Origin of the sequence: Streptomyces sp. Ru72, assembly GCF_002920635.1 — a bacterium.
Lineage (GTDB): Bacteria > Actinomycetota > Actinomycetes > Streptomycetales > Streptomycetaceae > Streptomyces.
Genome location: NZ_PQSR01000016.1, coordinates 67,983 through 85,495, shown reverse-complemented (window position 1 = coordinate 85,495; position 17,513 = coordinate 67,983). Strand labels below are relative to the sequence as shown.

Here is a 17,513-nt window from a genome sequence, read left to right as displayed (position 1 = left end):
CACGAAGGCTCCTCAAGCCCCCACAGTCCTCACCATCCCGACAGTCCCGTACAAGGCATCCGAAAGGACAACCGCGCGATGACGACCGGCAGTTCGAGCACGAGCAGACCGGCCGCCGCCGACGGCGGCGCCATCCCCACCTTCAAGGGGCAGGAACGCGCCCTGCGCGCCGACCGGCTCGGCACGACGGGCCTGCTGCTGTCCGTGCTGGCGGCGACCGCCCCTCTCATGGTCGTCGCCGGTGTCATGCCCACCACATTCGGGGTGATGGGCGTCGTCGGCCAGCCGCTGCTCTTCGTCGTCCTCGGCGTGGTGCTGGTCCTGTTCTCCCTCGGGTACGCGGAGATGAGCCGCCACGTCCACAACGCGGGCGCGTTCTACGCGTACATTTCCCGAGGGCTCGGCGGTACGGCGGGGGCGGCCGCGGCGGCGGTGGCCCTCGTCGCCTACAGCGCGCTGCAGTTCGGGATCTACGGCATCTTCGGCTTCGAGGTCTCCGGACTGTTCGCCACCTATCTGGACGTCCAGTTGGCCTGGTGGATCCCGGCACTGGCCGCCGTCCTCGTCGTCGGCACGCTCGGCTGGCTGAAGATCGACGTCAACGCGCGTGTGCTCGGCGTCCTGCTGCTGATCGAGGTCGCGCTCGTCGTGATCTTCGACGTGGCGGCCGTCGCCGATCCCTCCAGGGAGGGCCTGTCCCTGCACGCCTTCAACCCGGACACCCTCACCGGGGCGGGCGTCGGCACCGCGCTGTGCTTCTGCCTCGCCGCCTTCACCGGCTTCGAACAGGCACCCGTCTACGCCGAGGAGACCAGCCGCCCGCACGTCCTGGTGCCCCGGGTGATGTTCCTCGCGATCGGCTTCGTCGCCGTCTTCTTCGCGGTCAGCTCGTGGGCGATGACGGTCGCCGCAGGGCCCTCCCAGATCGTCCCGGCCGCGCAGAAGCAGAGCGCCGGGCTGCTTTTCTGGCTGACCGGGTCCCTCCTTGGGCACACCTTCACGGACGTGCTGCACGTGCTGTTCGTGACCGGCATGTTCGCGGCGCTCCTCAGCTTCCACAACGTGGTCGCCCGGTACGCGTTCGCCATGGGTCGCGAGGGACTGCTGCCGGCCGCCTTCGGGCGCACCACGGGGACCAGCGGTGCGCCCGGCACCGGCTCGCTGCTGCAGAGCGCGGTGTCCGCGGTGATCGTCATCGCGTTCGCGGTGGCCGACGACAAGCCGAACGGCGACCCGACCGCGCCCGTGCTGCACCTGTTCACCTGGTTCGGCAGCGTCGGAGCGCTCGGCGTCACCGTGCTGATGGTGGCCGCCTCGGCCTCCGTGATCGTCTTCTTCGCCCGCCGTGGCTCCGCCCGCGCCCAGGCCTGGCGGATGGCCACCTCCGCGGTGGCGGGGCTCGCCCTGCTGGTGATCGCCGCCTACACGGTCAAGGACTTCGACGTCCTGGTCGGCACGGGCCCGGACTCGGAACTCGGATGGCTGCTCCCCGCGATCATCGGCGTCGCTCTGCTGCTCGGCCTGGGTCAGGGCCTGCTGCTGCGCTCCCGCAAACCCCAGGCGCACGCCCGCATCGGCCTGGGAAACGAGGCGTTCCAGCTGGAGAAGGCGGCGGAATCGACGGCATGACCGGCGTACCTCGCTGATGCACCTCGCTGAGCCGGCTTCCTGAGAACCCGGTGAGAAGAGATGACGGAATCCTGACGGGCACCCGGTTCCCCTGGCATCGAGGGGGTGCCGGGTGCTCGAATCGTTGTGTGAACCCTGAACGACCGCAAGAGCCGGATGCACCGGAGCCCCCGGCGACCGGTACCCCGATCGGCCGCCGGGTGCTGCTGGGCACCCTGGGACTCGGCGCGCTCGGCGTGATCGCGGCGCCCACCCTCCAGCGCGGCCTGGAGTCCGTGCTCGGCGATGTCGCCGGCAAGGACCCGACGGGCCTGACCGGACTGCTGCCCAACGGCGGCGGCTTCCGCTACTACTCGGTGACCGCGTCCGTCCCGCACCTCGGCGAGACGAGCTACCGGCTCACCGTGAACGGCCTGGTCGACCACCCGAAGACGTACACCCTGGCCGACCTGCGCTCCCTGCCCCAGACCAGGCTCGTGCACGACGTCCAGTGCGTCACGGGCTGGCGGGTGCCGAAGACGCCGTTCGAAGGCGTACGGCTGTCCGCGCTGCTGGACGCCGCGGGCGTGCGGTCCTCCGCCGGCGCCGTCCGCTTCACCTGCTTCGACGGGGCGTACACCGAGAGCCTCACCCTGGACCAGGCGCGCCGCGACGACGTCCTGGTCGCCCTGAAGATGCAGGACAAGCCGGTGACCCACGACCACGGCGGCCCGGTCCGGCTCTACGTCGCCCCCATGTACTTCTACAAGTCCGCGAAATGGCTCTCCGGCATCACCGTCACCCGGGACGTGCGCGCCGGGTACTGGGAGGAACGCGGATACGACGTCGACGCCTGGGTCGGCCGGTCGAACGGACGCGACGATGCCCCCACGAGTTGACGCCCCGCAGCCCCCCGTCTCCGCCCCCGCCCGGGTACTCCGCTTCACCCGCGCCGAGCACTGGGTCCACCGCGCGACAGCCGTGCTGATGGGCGTGTGCGTGGTGACGGCGGCCTGCCTCTACATCCCCGCGTTCGCGGAACTGGTGGGGCGCCGCGAACTGGTGGTCAGGGTCCACGAGGTCGCGGGCGTGCTGCTGCCGGCCCCGGTCCTGCTCGGCCTCGCCTCCCGGGCCTTCCGCGCCGACCTCGGCCACCTCAACCGCTGGGGGCCGCACGACCGGGTCTGGCTGCGTGCGGCCCTGCGGCGCGACCACCGCCGCGCGTCCCGGCCCGCGGGCAAGTTCAACGCGGGGCAGAAGACGTACGCGGCGTGGATCGCGGGCGCCACGCTGGTCATGCTCGGCACCGGGCTGCTGATGTGGTTCACGCACCTCACGCCGCTGATGTGGCGCACCTCGGCGACGTTCGTCCACGACTGGCTCGCCCTGACGATCGGCGTGGTCCTGGCCGGCCACATCGGCATGGCCCTCGGCGACCCGGAGTCCCGCCGGGGCCTGCGCACGGGCCTGGTCAGCCGCGACTGGGCGGAGCGGGAACACCCGCTGTGGCGGCCGTAGCCGCCACGAGCCGCGCGAGGCCGTCCCGGCCGTGCCCGGCGGCGACGGCCCGGTCGGCGGTCCGCTTGGCCGCCGCCAGGGCACCGGTGTCCAGGCCGTGCGCCGACGCGGCCTGGACGAGCCGGGTGAGCGTGGCCGCCGCCGACGCCACGGTGGAACGCCCTCCCGGGAAGCGGCCGGTCCGCAACCGCTCGGCCCACCGGGGGATCATCTCGGAGAGCACAGCGCTGATCCCGACGGCGAACGGCGCGAGATCCCCGGGCGCGATGCTCTCCGCCGAGGCGAGGGCGAAGGCGTGCGCGGCTCCGTGCACGCAGGTGGCGAACAGGTCCATCAGCGCCGTTTCGTACGCCGCCGCACGTCCCGGATCGGTGTCGAGACAGCTGTTTGCACCGCCGAGCGCCGCCATCGTCTCCCGTACCGCGTCGTACGCGTGCCGAGCGGATACCGCGAGTAAGAGGAGCGGGATGCGCCGACCGTGCGGCGCATCCAGGTCCTGCTGTCGGCGGGGCTCGGCACGTCCGTCATCGCCGAGATCCTGCCCTGCGGCCAGGACGAGAACGTCGTCCTGGCCGGCAAGTGCCCGGAACTCCTCGAAGGACTCGCGGGGGAACGGGCGCGGATCAAGGCGGCGATCGACGATCCGACCGCCGCCCGCCACCTCTCGCCTCGCTGGTCGGGCGCCCCCTCTAGCCCGACTCCCCGAAGTCCAGCAGCACCTTGCACGACCGGCTCCGGTCCGCCGCCAGGGCGAACGCCGACTCCGCCTCCAACACCGGCACCACCTCGCTGATCAGCGCGTCGAACGCCGGGTCGGAGGCGAGCAGGCCGAGCGCGTCGTCGAACTCCGTGTCGAAGCGGAACGCGCCGCGCAGGTCGATCTCCCGGCTCACCAGCAGGTTGCCCACGAAGGGGCTCCGACCCGGGGGCAGCATGCCGAGCTGGACGACGACACCGCCCCGGCGGACCAGCCGCAGACAGGTGTCGAGCCCGGCGGCGACCCCCGACGCCTCCACCGCCACGTCCACCTCGGCGGGCCACCCCGCATCGTCCGGATCGTCCGCCCGTACGAGGGCGTCGGCGCCCGCCGCCGCGGCGAACTCCAGCGCCTGAGGCAGCAGGTCCGTACCCGTGACCCGCGCCGCGCCCGCCGCCTTCACGGCCGCCACCACCAGACAGCCGATCGGGCCCGCACCGGTCACCAGGACGTGCCGGCCGGCCACCTCACCGGCCCGGCGCACCGCGTGCAGCGCCACCGACAACGGCTCGGCGAGCGCCGCCCGGCGCAGCTCGAGACCGGCCGGAAGCGGCCTCAGCTGCTCGGCCGGGACCGCCATCCGCGCCGCGAAGCCGCCCTGTACATGCGGGAAACGGGCGGCGCTGCCCAGGTAGCGGGTGTCCCGGCAGACGTTCCGCAGCCCGCCCGCGCACTCCGGACACACCCCGCACGGAGTGGCCGGGTGCACGGCGACGGCCGTGCCGACGGCCGGACCTGACGCCCCGTCACCGTAGTCGACCACCGTCCCGACCACTTCGTGCCCCAGCACCATCGGCTCCCTGAGCCGGAAGTCCCCGACCCCGCCGTGCCGCCAGTAGTGCAGATCCGAGCCGCACACCCCGCCGTAGCGGACGGCGACCAGTGCCTGCCCGGGCCCCGGCTCCGGGACCGGCAGTTCATCGACCCGCAGGTCGCCCTGGCCGTGGATGACACAACCCAGCATCACGGACATCTCGATGGCCCCCTTCACAGCACGCTGGTCATGCCGCCGTCGACGTACAGCACCTGCCCGCTGACGAAGTCCGCCGCGGGGGAGGCGAGGAACAGCACCCCGCCCACCAGGTCCTCCGTACGCCCCCAGCGCCCGGCCGGGGTGCGCCTGCGCACCCAGGCGCTGAACTCCTCGTCCTCCACGAGCGGCCGGGTCAGCTCCGTCTCGATGTAGCCGGGGCCGAGCCCGTTGACCTGCACACCGTGCGGACCCCAGTCCGCGCACATGCCCTTGGTGAGCATCTTCAGCGCGCCCTTGGTCGCCGCGTACGGCGCGATCCCGGGGCGGACCACCTCGCTCTGCAGCGAGCAGATGTTGATGATCTTCCCGTGGCCGCGCTCGGTCATGTACCGGGCTGCCTCTCGGCCGACCAGGAACGCACTGGTCAGGTTGGTGTCCAGGATCCGGTGCCAGTCGGCGTCCGTGAACTCCAGCAGAGGTGCGCGCAGTTGCATGCCGGCGTTGTTGACCAGGATGTCGAGGGGGCCCACCCGCTCCTCGACGTCCGCGATCCCGGCGGCGACCGAGGCGCCGTCGGTCACGTCGAACACGGCCGTGTGCACCTCGCCCGGCAGTTCCGCCGCCGCCTTCGTGAGCCGGTCGGCGTCGCGTCCGTTCAGGACCACCGTGCAGCCGGCCTGAGCCAGCCCGCGGGCGAGCGCGAGGCCGATGCCCCGGCTGGAGCCGGTCACCAGTGCCGTACGGCCGCCGATGTCGAAGAGGGGGTGAGCCGTCATCGCCGTAGTACTCCTAGATGATGAGGGAGAGCAGGAGGACCAGTGCGCCGGCGACCACGGAGATGATGCACTCCATGACCGACCAGGTCTTCAGGTTCTGGCCGACACTGAGCCCGAAGTACTCCTTCACCAGCCAGAATCCGGCGTCGTTGACATGGCTGAGGAAGAGCGAGCCGGCGCCGATGGCCAGCACCAGCAGGGCCGCGTGCGTGGTCGACATGTCGGCCGCGAGCGGTGCGACCAGACCGGCGGCCGAGACGGTCGCCACGGTCGCGGAACCGGTCGCGAGCCGGATCGCCACCGCGATCAGCCAGGCCAGCAGCAGCGCGGGGATCGACCAGTCCTTCGATATGTCGAGGACCATCCGGCCCACGCCGCAGTCGATCAGCGTCTGCTTGAAGCCGCCGCCCGCGCCCACGATCAGCAGGATGCCCGCGATGGGAGCGAGGCCCTTCTCCACGAGCCGGGAGATCCGCTCCTTGCTGAAGCCGGCCGGGCGGCCCAGCGTGAATATGCCCACGATCACGGCCGCGAGCAGCGCGATCAGCGGCGAGCCGATCACGTCGAACACGCGCTGCACCATCTTGGCCGGGTCGTCGACGACGATGTCCACCAGCGCCTTCGCCAGCATCAGCACGACCGGCAGCAGCACGGTCGCCAGCGTGGGGCCGAACCCGGGGCGCCGCTCCAGCTCTTCGGAGGCGCGAGGGGGAATCATGCGGTCGGGGACCGGGGCGTCCACCCAGCGGGCCGCGACCTTCGAGAACAGCGGACCGGCGATGATCACCGTGGGGATCGCGACCAGCACACCGAGCGCCAGCGTCACACCGAGATTCGCCTTGACCGCGTCGATGGCGACCAGCGGACCGGGGTGCGGCGGGACCAGACCGTGCATCACGGACAGGCCCGCGAGCGCCGGGATGCCGATCCGCATCAGCGAGTAGTTGCCGCGCTTGGCGACCATCAGCACGACCGGTATCAGCAGCACGATGCCGACCTCGAAGAACAGCGGCAGCCCGATCACCGAGGCGATCAGCACCATCGCCCAGGGCATCGCGCGCCCCTGCGCCTTGGCGAGGATCGTGTCGACGATCTGGTCCGCGCCGCCGGAGTCGGCGAGCAGCTTGCCGAGGATCGCGCCGAGCGCGATCAGGACGCCCACACCGGCCACGGTCGAGCCGAGCCCGGTGGTGAAACTGGTGATCGCCTTGTCGAGCGGCGCCCCGGCGAACGCGCCCAGCGCGAGCGAGCCGATGGTCAGGGCCAGGAAGGCGTGGAGCTTGAACTTGGTGATGAGCAGCACGATGACGGCGATGCCCGCCACCGCCGCGATGCCCAGTTGAGCGTGGCCCGCCGACGTGATCGGCTCGACGGGGTCCGCTGCCAGCATCTCGACGCTGAGTCTGGTCACGGGTGTTCCCTAGGAGTGAGGAGAGGAACTCTCGGTTTCGGGTGGGGAAGGCCCTCGTCGGCCGTCGCCCCTGGGGAGAGAGGGCGTGCCGAGGCCGCGGCCCCTGGGGAGGGCTCGCGCCGAGGGCGCGGGAGTTACTGCGAGGAGCGTGCGGAGGACTGCTCGAGGTCGCGCAGGGCGTTCACGGCGCGGGCGGTGATGTCCTCGGGGCTGCCCGAGACGTCCACCGCGACCCCCCGCTCGTCAGGCTCCAGCGGCTGGAGCGTGGCGAACTGGGAGTCCAGCAGCGCGGTGGGCATGAAGTGCCCCTGGCGGTGCGCCATCCGTTCCTCGATGAGCCCCCGGTCGCCGGTCAGATGCACGAAGACGACGCCGGGAGCCGCGGCCCGCAGCCGGTCGCGGTACGCCCGCTTCAGCGCCGAGCTGCTGACCACCCCGCCGAGCCCCGCCCGCTCGTGCGCCCAGGAGCCGATGGCGTCCAGCCAGGGCCACCGGTCCTCGTCGTCGAGCGGGATGCCGGCCGACATCTTGGCGATGTTGGCCGGAGGGTGGAAGTCGTCGCCCTCGGCGTACGGGACGCCGAGCCGGGCCGCAAGCAGGGGACCGATGGTGGTCTTGCCGGTGCCTGCGACGCCCATGACCACGACGACGTGGGGGGTACGCGGATGCTGCATCGTGCTCTCGCTGTCTTCGTCGACATCTGGTGTCGACGTCACTGAAGCCGATTAGGTACGACGAATTCAAGACTCTGTGACATATAAGTCTGACTTTTTCTTGTCGTGACCTTCCTCGTACGCTGAGTGCATGAGCACACCGGGCCGGGGGCTGCACGGCCATGTACTGGACACCCTCGGCCCCGCGATCACCGCGGGCGAGTACCCGCCGGGCAGCGTCCTGCGCACCGACGAACTCGCCCAGCACTTCGAGGTGTCACGGTCCGTGATGCGCGAGGCGGTGCGCGTCCTGGAGTCCATGCACCTGGTGGAGTCGCGCCGCCGGGTGGGCGTGACGGTCCTGCCCTCGTCCGAGTGGAACGTCTACGACCCCCAGGTCATCCGGTGGCGGCTGGCCGGCGCCGACCGCCCTCGGCAGCTGCGCTCGCTGACCGTGCTGCGCTCGGCGATCGAGCCGGTCGCGGCCGGCCTCGCCGCGCGCCACGCCACCGCCGAGCAGTGCGCCGAACTCACCGAGTGCGCCCTCGGGATGGTGGCCAACTCACGCGGCCACAAACTGGCGGCCTACCTGGTCCACGACGTGGCCTTCCACCGGGTGATCCTCCGGGCGTCGGGCAACGAGATGTTCGCGCGCCTCGGCGACGTGGTCGCGGAGGTCCTCTCCGGCCGCACCCACCACGACGTCATGTTCGAGGACCCCGACCCGGCCGCGGTCACCCTGCACGTGCAGGTCGCGGAGGCGGTACGGGAGGGCGACGCGGCCCGCGCCGAGCAGCTCACCCGCGAGATCACCGTGGGCGCGCTGCACGAACTGGACATCCTCGCGCCGTGACGGGGCCGGGAGCTGTCAGAAGCCGTCGGTCTCAGTCGAGGAAGTCCCCGTCGACGTACACCCACGCCCCGTCGACCCGCTCGAACCGGCTGCGCTCGTGCAGCGAGCCACCCCGGTAGGAGGCGCGGAAGGTCACGGTCCCCGTGGAGTGGAACGCGGAACCCTCCGTCGTCCCCAGGATCTCCAGCCCCGTCCACCGCATCCGAGGATCGAGGTCGAGCCGCTCCGGCCGGGTGCGCGGATGCCAGGTCCGCAGCAGATACCCCGCGTCCCGTCGCACGAAGGCGCTGTACCGCGACCGCATGAGCGCCTCGGCGGTCGGCGCGGCCGCGGTCCCCAGGGGGGTCCCCCCGGCCGAGCGTGTTCGAGGCTGGAGGAGGAAACGGCCGCAGCAGTTCTCGTAGGTCTCGGGCAGCCCGCACGGGCAGGAACGCGTGGTCATGACCGCCATTCTGCCCGGCCCGGCAACGTGCCCCGCGGGGACTGTGCGGCACGCGCCCATCGGAGTCACAGTGGAAGGGGACCCGCATCCCCTTCAGTCCTCTTGCCTCGCACCCGCGTGAGGAGGGACGGACGATGACCCGAGCCGCCGACAGCCGGCCTGTGTCCGCCAAGGAGTGGACGCTGCACCTGTACCTGTCCGAACAAGACCCGGCGACCACGGCCCGGGCCGTCCTGGACACCGGCGAGAACGTGCTCGAAAGCCATGCGGAGGCCCACCGCAGCCCGTACGACACGGCGGTGCCCGAGATCGGCGACGAACTCGCCGCCGGACGGGCCCTGATCGCCCTGGGCCGCCGGCTGGTCGCCGCCGCCGTCGGTGACATCACGGCGGCAGGGAGGCCCGAGGAGCCCCCGCCCGCACCGCTCTGGTCCCCCCGGGAGTGAGGAGGCTGCGTCGTGGTCTTCACCGATCGTCTCGAAGCCGGACGGCAGTTGGGCGCCCGCCTCAGGCACCTCAGGGGCCGCGACCTCGTGGTGCTGGGGCTGCCCAGAGGAGGGGTGCCGGTCGCCGCCGAGGTCGCCGACGCGCTCGGGGCGCCGCTGGACGTGTGCCTGGTCCGCAAGCTGGGTGTGCCCTTCCAGCCGGAGCTGGGGATGGGGGCGATCGGCGAGGACGGCGTGCGTGTGATCAACGACGCGGTGGTGAGGGAGGCCCGCGTCACCCCGGAGGAACTGGCACAGGTCGAGGAGCGCGAGCGCGAGGTGCTGGAACTGCGGGCCCGGCGCTACCGGGGCGGGCGCTCACCGGTCTCCGTCGAGGGGCGGACCGTGGTGGTCGTCGACGACGGGGTGGCCACCGGGTCCACCGCGCGTGCCGCCTGCCGGATCGCCCGGGCCAGGGGAGCGGCACGGATCGTGCTGGCGGTGCCCGTAGCGCCGCACGACTGGACCGAGCGGCTCGCCGACGAGGCCGACGAGCTGGTCTGTCTCGACACACCGCGGGTCTTCTTCGCGGTCGGCCAGTTCTACGCCGACTTCGCCCAGGTCGACGACGCCGAAGTGGCCGCCTGCCTGCAACGGGCGGCGGGGCACCCGGGGACCGTGGACCGCGAGGTGGAGGTGGCCGCCGGTGCCGCACGCCTCGGCGGACGGCTGACCGTTCCCGAGGACCCGACCGGGATCGTCGTCTTCGCCCACGGCAGCGGCAGCAGCCGGCACAGCCCGCGCAACCGGTTCGTGGCCGAGGGCCTGAACCGGGCCGGGCTCGGCACGCTGCTGTTCGACCTGCTCACCGAGGAGGAGGAGCGCGACCGGGCCAACGTCTTCGACACCGGGCTGCTGGCCGGGCGGCTCGCCGACACCACCGGCTGGCTGCGCACCCGGCCGGAGACGGAGGGCCTCGCCGTCGGCTACTTCGGCGCCAGCACCGGCGCCGCCGCCGCGCTGTGGGCGGCCGCCGAACCGGGGACGCGCATCGCCGCGGTCGTCTCCCGCGGCGGCAGGCCCGACCTCGCCGGACCGCGCCTGCCCGAGGTGACGGCACCCACCCTGCTCGTCGTCGGCGGCGCCGACCCGGTCGTCCTCGACCTCAACCGGCAGGCCCAGGCCCGGTTGCGCTGCGAGAACCACCTCGCGGTCGTCCCCGGCGCCACCCACCTGTTCGAGGAACCGGGCGCCCTCGAGGCGGTCACCGACCTGGCCCGCGACTGGTTCACCGACCACATGGCCCCCGCGCACGTGTGACCGGGACCCATGTGGAACCGCGACCCTTCGCGCGGCGCTCGATACCGCCTTAGCGTGGGAGAGTGCACACGGGCGCGGTGACCCTGTTCCTGTGCGGGGATGTCATGCTCGGCCGGGGCGTCGACCAGATCCTCCCGCATCCCGGCGACCCGGCGCTGCGGGAGACCTACATCCACGACGCCCGGGCCTACGTCGGGCTGGCCGAGGCCGCCAACGGGCCCATTCCCCAGCCGGTCGACTACTCCTGGCCCTGGGGCGAGGCACTGGCGGTCCTCCAGGACGCCGCGCCCGACGTCCGGGTGGTCAACCTGGAGACCGCCGTCACCGGCGACGGGGAGTTCGCACCCGGCAAGGGCGTCCACTACCGGATGAGCCCCGCCAACCTGCCCTGCCTGGCCGCCCTGCGCCCGGACGTCTGCGCCCTCGCCAACAACCACGTCCTCGACTTCGGCCGGCGCGGCCTGGAGGAGACCCTCGACTCCCTGTCGGCAGCGGGGCTGCGCACGGCCGGGGCGGGCCGGGACGCGACCGCGGCCGGACGGCCCGCGATCGTCCCCCTCGACGGGGGCGGACGTGTGCTGGTGTTCTCCTTCGGCATGCCCTCAAGCGGGATCCCGGAGGACTGGGCCGCCACCGAGGACCGGTCCGGCGTCGACTTCGTCACGGGCCCGTCCGTCGCCGTGGCCGCCGGCTTCGCCGCCCGGCTGCGGCAGCTCAAGCACCCCGGTGACATCGTCGTCGCCTCGGTCCACTGGGGACCCAACTGGGGCTACGACGTCTCCCGCGCCGAGATCCGCTTCGCCCACGCGCTCGTCGACGCGGGCGTGGACATCGTCCACGGGCACTCCTCGCACCACCCGCGCCCGCTGGAGACCTACCGGGGCAGGCTCGTCCTGTACGGCTGCGGGGACCTCGTCGACGACTACGAGGGCATCGGCGGATACGAGCGCTACCGCGACGACCTGCGCCTGCTGTACCTGGTGACGGTCGATCCGGACACCGGCCGGACGACCGGCGCCCGCATCGTCACCCTCCAGGCGCGCAGAATGCGGTTGGAGCACGCCTCGGACGAGGACACCGCCTGGCTGCGCACCGCCCTCGACGGATTCAGCCGGGAGTTCGGCACCCGCGTCGACCGCGAGCCCGACGGCACGCTCACGCTGCGCGCCCTGCGCTGACCTACAGCCGCGTCTCGTCCTCGTCGTCATCCGGCACGACGTGCACGGCGGCCTCCTCGGCGGTGCGGGCGCCGCTGTCGATGCCGACGTCGTTCGCGACGGCCTCCGCGTCGGTGTCCTCGTGCGCGCCCTCGTCCGGCGCGACCAGCCGCCCGGCGTCCGGGCCGCCGACCTCGTCGTCCCTCGGCTCGCCCTCACCGCCGGGCAGGTCCCCGATCCCGTCGCCCACCGTGGCCGTGTCCTCGGGCACCTCCCGGGCCAGCCGCTCGTCCAGCGACTCGCCGTCGCGCTGCTCGGCCGCGGTGGTGCCCACGTCGTTCACCGCGAGAGGCTTCTCCGGCGGCGAGTAGCCCTCCTCCATGGGCTCCACCACCCGGTTCTCCAGGCTGTCCGGGGACTCCAGCGGGCTCATGTCCTCCACGACGTCCTCGTCCTGCTGGGGCTGGTAGACCTCGTCACCCATGCTGTTCTCGGTCACTGCGGCACCCCCTCACGTATCGCGTCCCACGAGTTGCGGCGACACGTCTCGGGTCTCCGGTCCGCCGTACGGCAAACGCGCGCCGTCTCACCGCGACCCGTCCTTGGCCAGGAACCGGCGCAGCCGCCGCAGCGGCCAGGTGTTGATCACGTCGTCCGCCGTGAGCCAGCCGCGCTGCGCGGTACCGACGCCGTAGCGCAGGTGGGCCAGGTGGAGCACGGAGTGCGCGTCGGTGTTCACGGCGAACTTCACGCCGTGCTGCCGGGCCCGCAGGATGTCCTCGTCGCACAGGTCGAGCCGGTCCGGCTGGGCGTTGATCTCCAGCGCGGTGCCGGTGCGGGCGCAGGCCGCGAAGACCTGGTCCCAGTCGGCGTCCACCCCCGGCCGCTTTCCGATCAGGCGCGTGGTCGGATGGCCGATGATGTTGACGTGCGGATTCTCACAGGCCCGCACCAGCCGCCGCGTCATCGCCCTGCGGTCGAGGTCGAAGTGCGAGTGCAGCGAGGCCACGCATAGGTCGAAGCCGGCCAGGAACGCGCCCGGCCAGTCCACGTCCCCCTCGGCACTGATGTTGAGCTCGGTGCCGTGCAGCAGCCGCATCCCGTGGTGCGCGCCGTCCAGCGCCCGCAGCTCCTCGCGCTGGGCGAGGATCTTCTCGTCCGTCATGCGCTGCATGTACAGGTTCGGCGCATGGTCGGTGACCGCGTAGTACGCGTAACCGCGCTCGGCCGCCGCCTCCACCATCGCCTCCAGGGAGGCCAGCCCGTCGGTGAGGTCCGTGTGGGTGTGCAGATCGCCGCGCACGTCCCGCTCCGTCACGACCTGCGGAAGCTCCCCGCGCACGGCCGCCTGGATCTCCCCCCGGTCCTCCCGCAGCGTCGGCGGAATCCACGGCAGGCCCAGCCGGGCGTACACCTCCTCCTCACTGCGGGAGGCGACCGACTCCCCGCTGTCCGTGTCGAACAGGCCGTACTCGGACAGCTTCAGACCCTGGCGTACGGCGATGGTGCGGGTCCGGATGTTGTGCGCCTTGGAGCCGGTGAAGTACTGCAAGCCGGCGCCCCACGAGTCGGGCGGCAGCACCCGCAGGTCCACCTGCACGCCCTTGGTGGTGCGGATCGACGTCTTCTTCTCACCGTGCGCGATCACCTCGGCGGTCGCGGGCAGCGCCTCCAGGGCCTCCATGAAGGGGGCCGACCGCTTCGCGGCGACCAGGATGTCGATGTCGCCGATCGTCTCCCTCATCCGCCGCAGCGATCCCGCGTACGTGCAGCGCTTGCAGCCGGTGACCTGGGACAGCTCGGAGACGATCTCCTCGGCGGTGTCCAGGGCCAGATGGATCGGGATACGGCCGCCCGCCTGCTGCATGAGCCGGATCCCGTGCAGGATGTTCTCCTGCGTCTTCTCGCCGAACCCCTTCAGATCGGCCAGCGCGTCCGCCTCGATCGCGGCCGCCAGCTCGCTCACCGACGAGATGTGCAGGTCCTCGTAGAGCCGCATCGCCTTCTTGGGGCCCAGCGTGGGGATCGTGATCAGCTCCCGCACCCCGGCCGGGATCTTCGCCCGGCGCTCCTCGACCACCGCGACCGTGCCGGTGCGCAGATACTCGATGACCTTCTCGGCGATCGACCTGCCCACGTTCGGGATGTCCCGCAGCCCGTCGGCGTCCAGACGGGAGATGTCGGCCGGGTGGCCGCCGATGGCACGCGCGGCCTTCTCGTAGGCGCGCACCTTGAAGGCGTCGCCTCCCGTGATCGCGACGAGGTCCGCGTACTCCTGCAGGAGCGCCTCGACCTCTTCGTTGGCCCGGGCCACACCTCGAGTCTAGGAACCGCCCGAGAGGCGGGCCACACACGAAAGGGTGCCGACCGGAACCGGTCGGCACCCTTCGGGTGAAGTGTCCGAGGGGGGACTTGAACCCCCACGCCCGATAAAGGGCACTAGCACCTCAAGCTAGCGCGTCTGCCATTCCGCCACCCGGACAAGGTGTCTGTCGTGCGGGCTTCCCCCGCGGCGACGAAGGAAACATTACCAGGCTTTCGGCGGCGTTCGATCACCCCCGTTCCCGCGTGAACGGCCTGTGACGGGCCGTACACCACCTTGGGCCGCGACGGGGGTCGGGGGGAGGATGAGGAGGACCACCAGCAGGGAACCGGGAGGAAGCAGCGTGACCGACACCGGCACGGCCAGGAGCGTCACCGGCGAGGACGAGGTCGTCGACCTCTGCCGTGAGCTGATCCAGATCGACACCAGCAACTACGGCGACCACTCGGGTCCCGGCGAACGGAGGGCCGCCGAGTACGTCGCCGAGAAGCTCGCCGAGGTGGGGCTCGAACCGAAGATCTTCGAGTCGCACCCGGGTCGTGCCTCCACGGTGGCCCGTATCGAGGGCGAGGACCCCTCACGGCCCGCGCTGCTCATCCACGGCCACACCGACGTCGTACCGGCCAACGCGGACGACTGGACGCACCACCCCTTCTCCGGCGAGATCGCCGACGGATGCGTGTGGGGGCGCGGCGCGGTCGACATGAAGGACATGGACGCCATGACCCTGGCGGTCGTCCGCGACCGGCTGCGCAGCGGGCGCAGGCCGCCGCGCGACATCGTCCTCGCCTTCCTCGCCGACGAGGAGGCGGGCGGCACCTACGGCGCCCGGTACCTGGTCGACAACCACCGCGACCTCTTCGAGGGCGTCACCGAGGCCATCAGCGAGGTGGGCGGCTTCTCGTTCACGGTGAACGAGCAGCGCCGGCTCTACCTGATCCAGACGGCCGAGAAGGGCATGCACTGGATGAAGCTCACCGTGGCCGGCACCGCGGGCCACGGGTCGATGATCCACCGGGACAACGCGATCACCGAGCTCTCCGAGGCCGTGGCACGCCTCGGCCGGCACACGTTCCCGGTACGGGTCACCAAGACGACGCGGGCCTTCCTCGACGAACTCGGCGACGCGCTCGGCACCGAGCTCGACCCGGAGAACATGGAGGGCACCCTCGCCAAGCTCGGCGGCATCGCCAAGCTCATCGGCGCGACCCTGAGCAACACGGCCAACCCCACCCAGCTGAACGCCGGTTACAAGGTGAACGTCATTCCCGGCGAGGCCACCGCGCACGTCGACGGGCGCTTCCTGCCCGGCTTCGAGGAGGAGTTCCTCGCCGACGTGGACCGGATCCTCGGGCCGAACGTGCGGCGCGAGGACGTGCACGCCGACAAGGCCGTCGAGACCGGCTTCGACGGTGCGCTGGTGGAGGCGATGCAGTCGGCGCTGCTGGCGGAGGATCCGGCCGCGAAGGCGATCCCGTACATGCTCTCGGGCGGCACGGACGCCAAGTCCTTCGACGACCTCGGCATCCGGGGCTTCGGCTTCGCGCCGCTGAAGCTGCCGCCGGAGCTGGACTTCGCGGGCATGTTCCACGGGGTCGACGAGCGGGTGCCGGTGGACGCGCTGCGGTTCGGCGTGCGGGTGCTGGACCGGTTCATCGACGCGTCCTGAGCCGGCACCGTTCCCGTGCGCAATTCGCCAGCGCGTACGGGAACACCCCGGGACGAGTGAATGCGACCATACGCTCGTAGCTCCATTACTCCCTCCTCGTTACACGTGATGCGGTCCGAGGCTTGGATCGCTTTGCCAACAAGGAGGAATAATGATCAAGAAGGTCGTCGCTGCTGCGGCTGCCACCGGTGGACTGGTTCTCGCGGGTGCGGGTCTGGCTGTCGCCGACTCGGGCGCCCAGGGTGCCGCCACGCACTCCCCGGGTGTCGTGTCCGGCAATGTGATCCAGGTTCCGGTGCACGTCCCGGTGAACGTCTGCGGCAACACGATCTCGGTGATCGGGCTGCTGAACCCCGCCTTCGGCAACACCTGCATCAACCACTGACGTGGTGCCTCACCCCATGAGGGGCCCGAACCCCATGAGGGTGTGAGTCCGTCGGCCCCGGAGTGCGTGCCATGTGCTCCGGGGCCGACCGGTTCCTCCGCGTCCGCGCCCACCGCGCCGGATGCCTTCCGAAGGTCCACGACCAGCTCGAAGACAGGGAAATCAGCAATGCGACAGGTCACCCGCAAGGGCCTGATGACCATGGCGGCGGCGACCGGAGTCCTCGCCGTCACCGGCGGCTACGCGCACGCCGACGCCGGAGCGAACGGCTCCGCCACCAACTCGCCCGGCGTGCTGTCGGGCAACCTGGTGCAGGTGCCCGTGCACGTGCCGGTGAACGTCTGCGGCAACACCGTGAACGTCATCGGGCTGCTCAACCCGGCGGCCGGCAACACGTGCGCGAACACCGGCAACCAGTCCGGCGGGGGTGGCGCCCACGCCGGCGGCCACACCAGCGACTCGCCCGGCGTCGGCTCCGGCAACACCGTGCAGGTGCCGGTCGACGTGCCGGTGAACGTCTGCGGCAACTCCGTCAACGTGGGCGGGATCGGCAACCCGGCGGGCGGCAACGACTGCGCCAACCCGGGCGGCGGCCACTCCACCACCCCGCCCGGTGGCGGTGGCGGTACCACGCCTCCCGGTGGCGGTGGCGGAACGACGCCTCCCGGTGGCGGTGGCGGCACCACGCCTCCCGGTGGCGGCACCACCACGCCTCCTGGCGGCGGCACCACCACGCCTCCCGGCACGCCCCGTCACCCCGGTACGCCGCAGCAGCCGGGCGGCGGCCGGCATGTCAACCACCCCGGTGGGCAGTCCGTCACCCAGCCCGCGGCCACCGCACAGCTCGCCCACACCGGTAGCGACCTGCCGCTCGGCCTTCTGGCGCCGGTCGGCGCGGGAGCCCTGCTCGGCGGCGCGCTGCTCTACCGCAGGGCACGGGCGCGCGCGTAACGGCACCGGCACCGCTCGCTTCCCCCGTGGCGGGCGATACGGATCGGGCCCCGTCCGTGCGGGGCCCGATCCGTTTCAGTCACCTTTGCTCACCACGTAGCGCGCACCTGGCGGATGATCCGCCGACGCAACCGCACCTTGCGGCTCCCGTCGCGCAGCAGGCTCAGGCGGTCCAACTCCCAGTGTCCGTACTCGGCATGGTCCGTCAGCAGGCGTGTGGCGTCCTTGCGGGAGACCCCGCGAGGCACGTACACGTCGACAAATTCGTATTCCGGCATCGCATCTATTGTGC

General features: G+C 71.8%; 19 protein-coding genes and 1 tRNA gene. 10 read left to right on the top strand and 10 right to left on the bottom strand.

What is annotated here, in order from left to right:
• Positions 1 to 78 precede the first annotated feature (78 nt).
• From C3488_RS10745 to C3488_RS10735, 3 genes are all read left to right on the top strand, one after another.
• Positions 79 to 1,629 (top strand): APC family permease, encoded by a 1,551-nt coding sequence (locus tag C3488_RS10745; RefSeq protein ID WP_103839127.1) that lies wholly within the window; start codon positions 79 to 81, stop codon positions 1,627 to 1,629.
• Positions 1,630 to 1,757: 128 nt separating this feature from the next.
• Positions 1,758 to 2,507 (top strand): molybdopterin-dependent oxidoreductase, encoded by a 750-nt coding sequence (locus C3488_RS10740; RefSeq protein WP_103839126.1) that lies wholly within the window; start codon positions 1,758 to 1,760, stop codon positions 2,505 to 2,507.
• Positions 2,491 to 3,126 (top strand): cytochrome b/b6 domain-containing protein, encoded by a 636-nt coding sequence (locus tag C3488_RS10735; RefSeq protein WP_103839125.1) that lies wholly within the window; start codon positions 2,491 to 2,493, stop codon positions 3,124 to 3,126. The genes C3488_RS10740 and C3488_RS10735 overlap by 17 nt, the downstream gene beginning before the upstream one ends.
• Here C3488_RS10735 and C3488_RS40440 read toward each other — a convergent pair.
• From C3488_RS40440 to C3488_RS10705, 5 genes are all read right to left on the bottom strand, one after another.
• On the bottom strand, positions 3,080 to 3,787 hold the full coding sequence (locus C3488_RS40440) for a hypothetical protein (RefSeq protein ID WP_181138962.1): 708 nt from the start codon (positions 3,785 to 3,787) through the stop codon (positions 3,080 to 3,082). The two genes, C3488_RS10735 and C3488_RS40440, sit on opposite strands and share 47 nt — an antisense overlap.
• 28 nt (positions 3,788 to 3,815) lie before the next feature.
• On the bottom strand, positions 3,816 to 4,847 hold the full coding sequence (locus C3488_RS10720) for an L-idonate 5-dehydrogenase (protein ID WP_103839158.1): 1,032 nt from the start codon (positions 4,845 to 4,847) through the stop codon (positions 3,816 to 3,818).
• Between the two features lie 23 nt (positions 4,848 to 4,870).
• Positions 4,871 to 5,632, bottom strand: coding sequence for an SDR family oxidoreductase (locus C3488_RS10715; protein WP_103839123.1), 762 nt, complete (start codon positions 5,630 to 5,632; stop codon positions 4,871 to 4,873).
• Between the two features lie 13 nt (positions 5,633 to 5,645).
• Complete coding sequence (locus C3488_RS10710; protein WP_103839122.1) at positions 5,646 to 7,043, bottom strand: GntP family permease; 1,398 nt, start codon at positions 7,041 to 7,043, stop codon at positions 5,646 to 5,648.
• A 134-nt stretch (positions 7,044 to 7,177) separates the two neighbouring features.
• Positions 7,178 to 7,717 carry a gluconokinase gene (locus C3488_RS10705; RefSeq protein WP_103839121.1) on the bottom strand — a complete coding sequence of 180 codons (540 nt, stop codon included), beginning with the start codon at positions 7,715 to 7,717 and terminating at the stop codon, positions 7,178 to 7,180.
• A gap of 130 nt (positions 7,718 to 7,847) precedes the next feature.
• Between C3488_RS10705 and C3488_RS10700 the strand changes: the two genes are divergently transcribed.
• Positions 7,848 to 8,549 (top strand): FadR/GntR family transcriptional regulator, encoded by a 702-nt coding sequence (locus C3488_RS10700; RefSeq protein ID WP_103839120.1) that lies wholly within the window; start codon positions 7,848 to 7,850, stop codon positions 8,547 to 8,549.
• Positions 8,550 to 8,580: 31 nt separating this feature from the next.
• On the opposite strand, the gene C3488_RS10695 is transcribed toward C3488_RS10700, so the two are convergent.
• Positions 8,581 to 8,991: a YchJ family protein gene (locus C3488_RS10695; protein WP_181138961.1), complete on the bottom strand. Its 411-nt coding sequence runs from the start codon at positions 8,989 to 8,991 to the stop codon at positions 8,581 to 8,583.
• 134 nt (positions 8,992 to 9,125) lie between these two features.
• Here C3488_RS10695 and C3488_RS10690 point away from each other — a divergent pair, with 134 nt between their 5' ends.
• The 3 genes from C3488_RS10690 (at position 9,126) to C3488_RS10680 (ending at position 11,914) form a co-directional block, all read left to right on the top strand.
• Entirely contained in the window at positions 9,126 to 9,437 is a 312-nt protein-coding gene (locus C3488_RS10690; RefSeq protein ID WP_103839119.1) for a dsRBD fold-containing protein, read from the top strand.
• Positions 9,438 to 9,449: 12 nt separating this feature from the next.
• Positions 9,450 to 10,736, top strand: a complete 1,287-nt coding sequence (locus tag C3488_RS10685) for a phosphoribosyltransferase family protein (protein WP_103839118.1) — start codon at positions 9,450 to 9,452, stop codon at positions 10,734 to 10,736.
• 62 nt (positions 10,737 to 10,798) lie between these two features.
• A complete protein-coding gene (locus tag C3488_RS10680) occupies positions 10,799 to 11,914 on the top strand; it encodes a CapA family protein (protein WP_103839117.1) in 1,116 nt (371 codons plus the stop codon).
• 1 nt (position 11,915) lies between these two features.
• On the opposite strand, the gene C3488_RS10675 is transcribed toward C3488_RS10680, so the two are convergent.
• The 3 genes from C3488_RS10675 to C3488_RS10665 all read right to left on the bottom strand — a co-directional run bounded on the left by C3488_RS10675 (position 11,916) and on the right by C3488_RS10665 (position 14,375).
• Positions 11,916 to 12,392 carry a DUF5709 domain-containing protein gene (locus C3488_RS10675; protein WP_258053367.1) on the bottom strand — a complete coding sequence of 159 codons (477 nt, stop codon included), beginning with the start codon at positions 12,390 to 12,392 and terminating at the stop codon, positions 11,916 to 11,918.
• Between the two features lie 87 nt (positions 12,393 to 12,479).
• Positions 12,480 to 14,207 (bottom strand): DNA polymerase/3'-5' exonuclease PolX, encoded by a 1,728-nt coding sequence (polX, locus tag C3488_RS10670; protein WP_103839116.1) that lies wholly within the window; start codon positions 14,205 to 14,207, stop codon positions 12,480 to 12,482.
• Positions 14,208 to 14,290: 83 nt separating this feature from the next.
• Positions 14,291 to 14,375, bottom strand: a tRNA-Leu gene (locus tag C3488_RS10665).
• Positions 14,376 to 14,559: 184 nt separating this feature from the next.
• Here C3488_RS10665 and C3488_RS10660 point away from each other — a divergent pair.
• From C3488_RS10660 to C3488_RS10650, 3 genes are all read left to right on the top strand, one after another.
• Entirely contained in the window at positions 14,560 to 15,885 is a 1,326-nt protein-coding gene (locus C3488_RS10660) for a M20/M25/M40 family metallo-hydrolase (protein WP_103839115.1), read from the top strand.
• Positions 15,886 to 16,036: 151 nt separating this feature from the next.
• On the top strand, positions 16,037 to 16,270 hold the full coding sequence (chpH, locus tag C3488_RS10655) for a chaplin ChpH (RefSeq protein WP_103839114.1): 234 nt from the start codon (positions 16,037 to 16,039) through the stop codon (positions 16,268 to 16,270).
• A 168-nt stretch (positions 16,271 to 16,438) separates the two neighbouring features.
• On the top strand, positions 16,439 to 17,221 hold the full coding sequence (locus C3488_RS10650) for a chaplin (protein WP_103839113.1): 783 nt from the start codon (positions 16,439 to 16,441) through the stop codon (positions 17,219 to 17,221).
• Positions 17,222 to 17,310: 89 nt separating this feature from the next.
• Here the strand turns inward: C3488_RS10650 and C3488_RS10645 are convergent, their stop codons facing one another.
• Positions 17,311 to 17,499, bottom strand: a complete 189-nt coding sequence (locus tag C3488_RS10645) for a DUF5703 family protein (protein WP_030053310.1) — start codon at positions 17,497 to 17,499, stop codon at positions 17,311 to 17,313.
• Positions 17,500 to 17,513 lie beyond the last annotated feature (14 nt).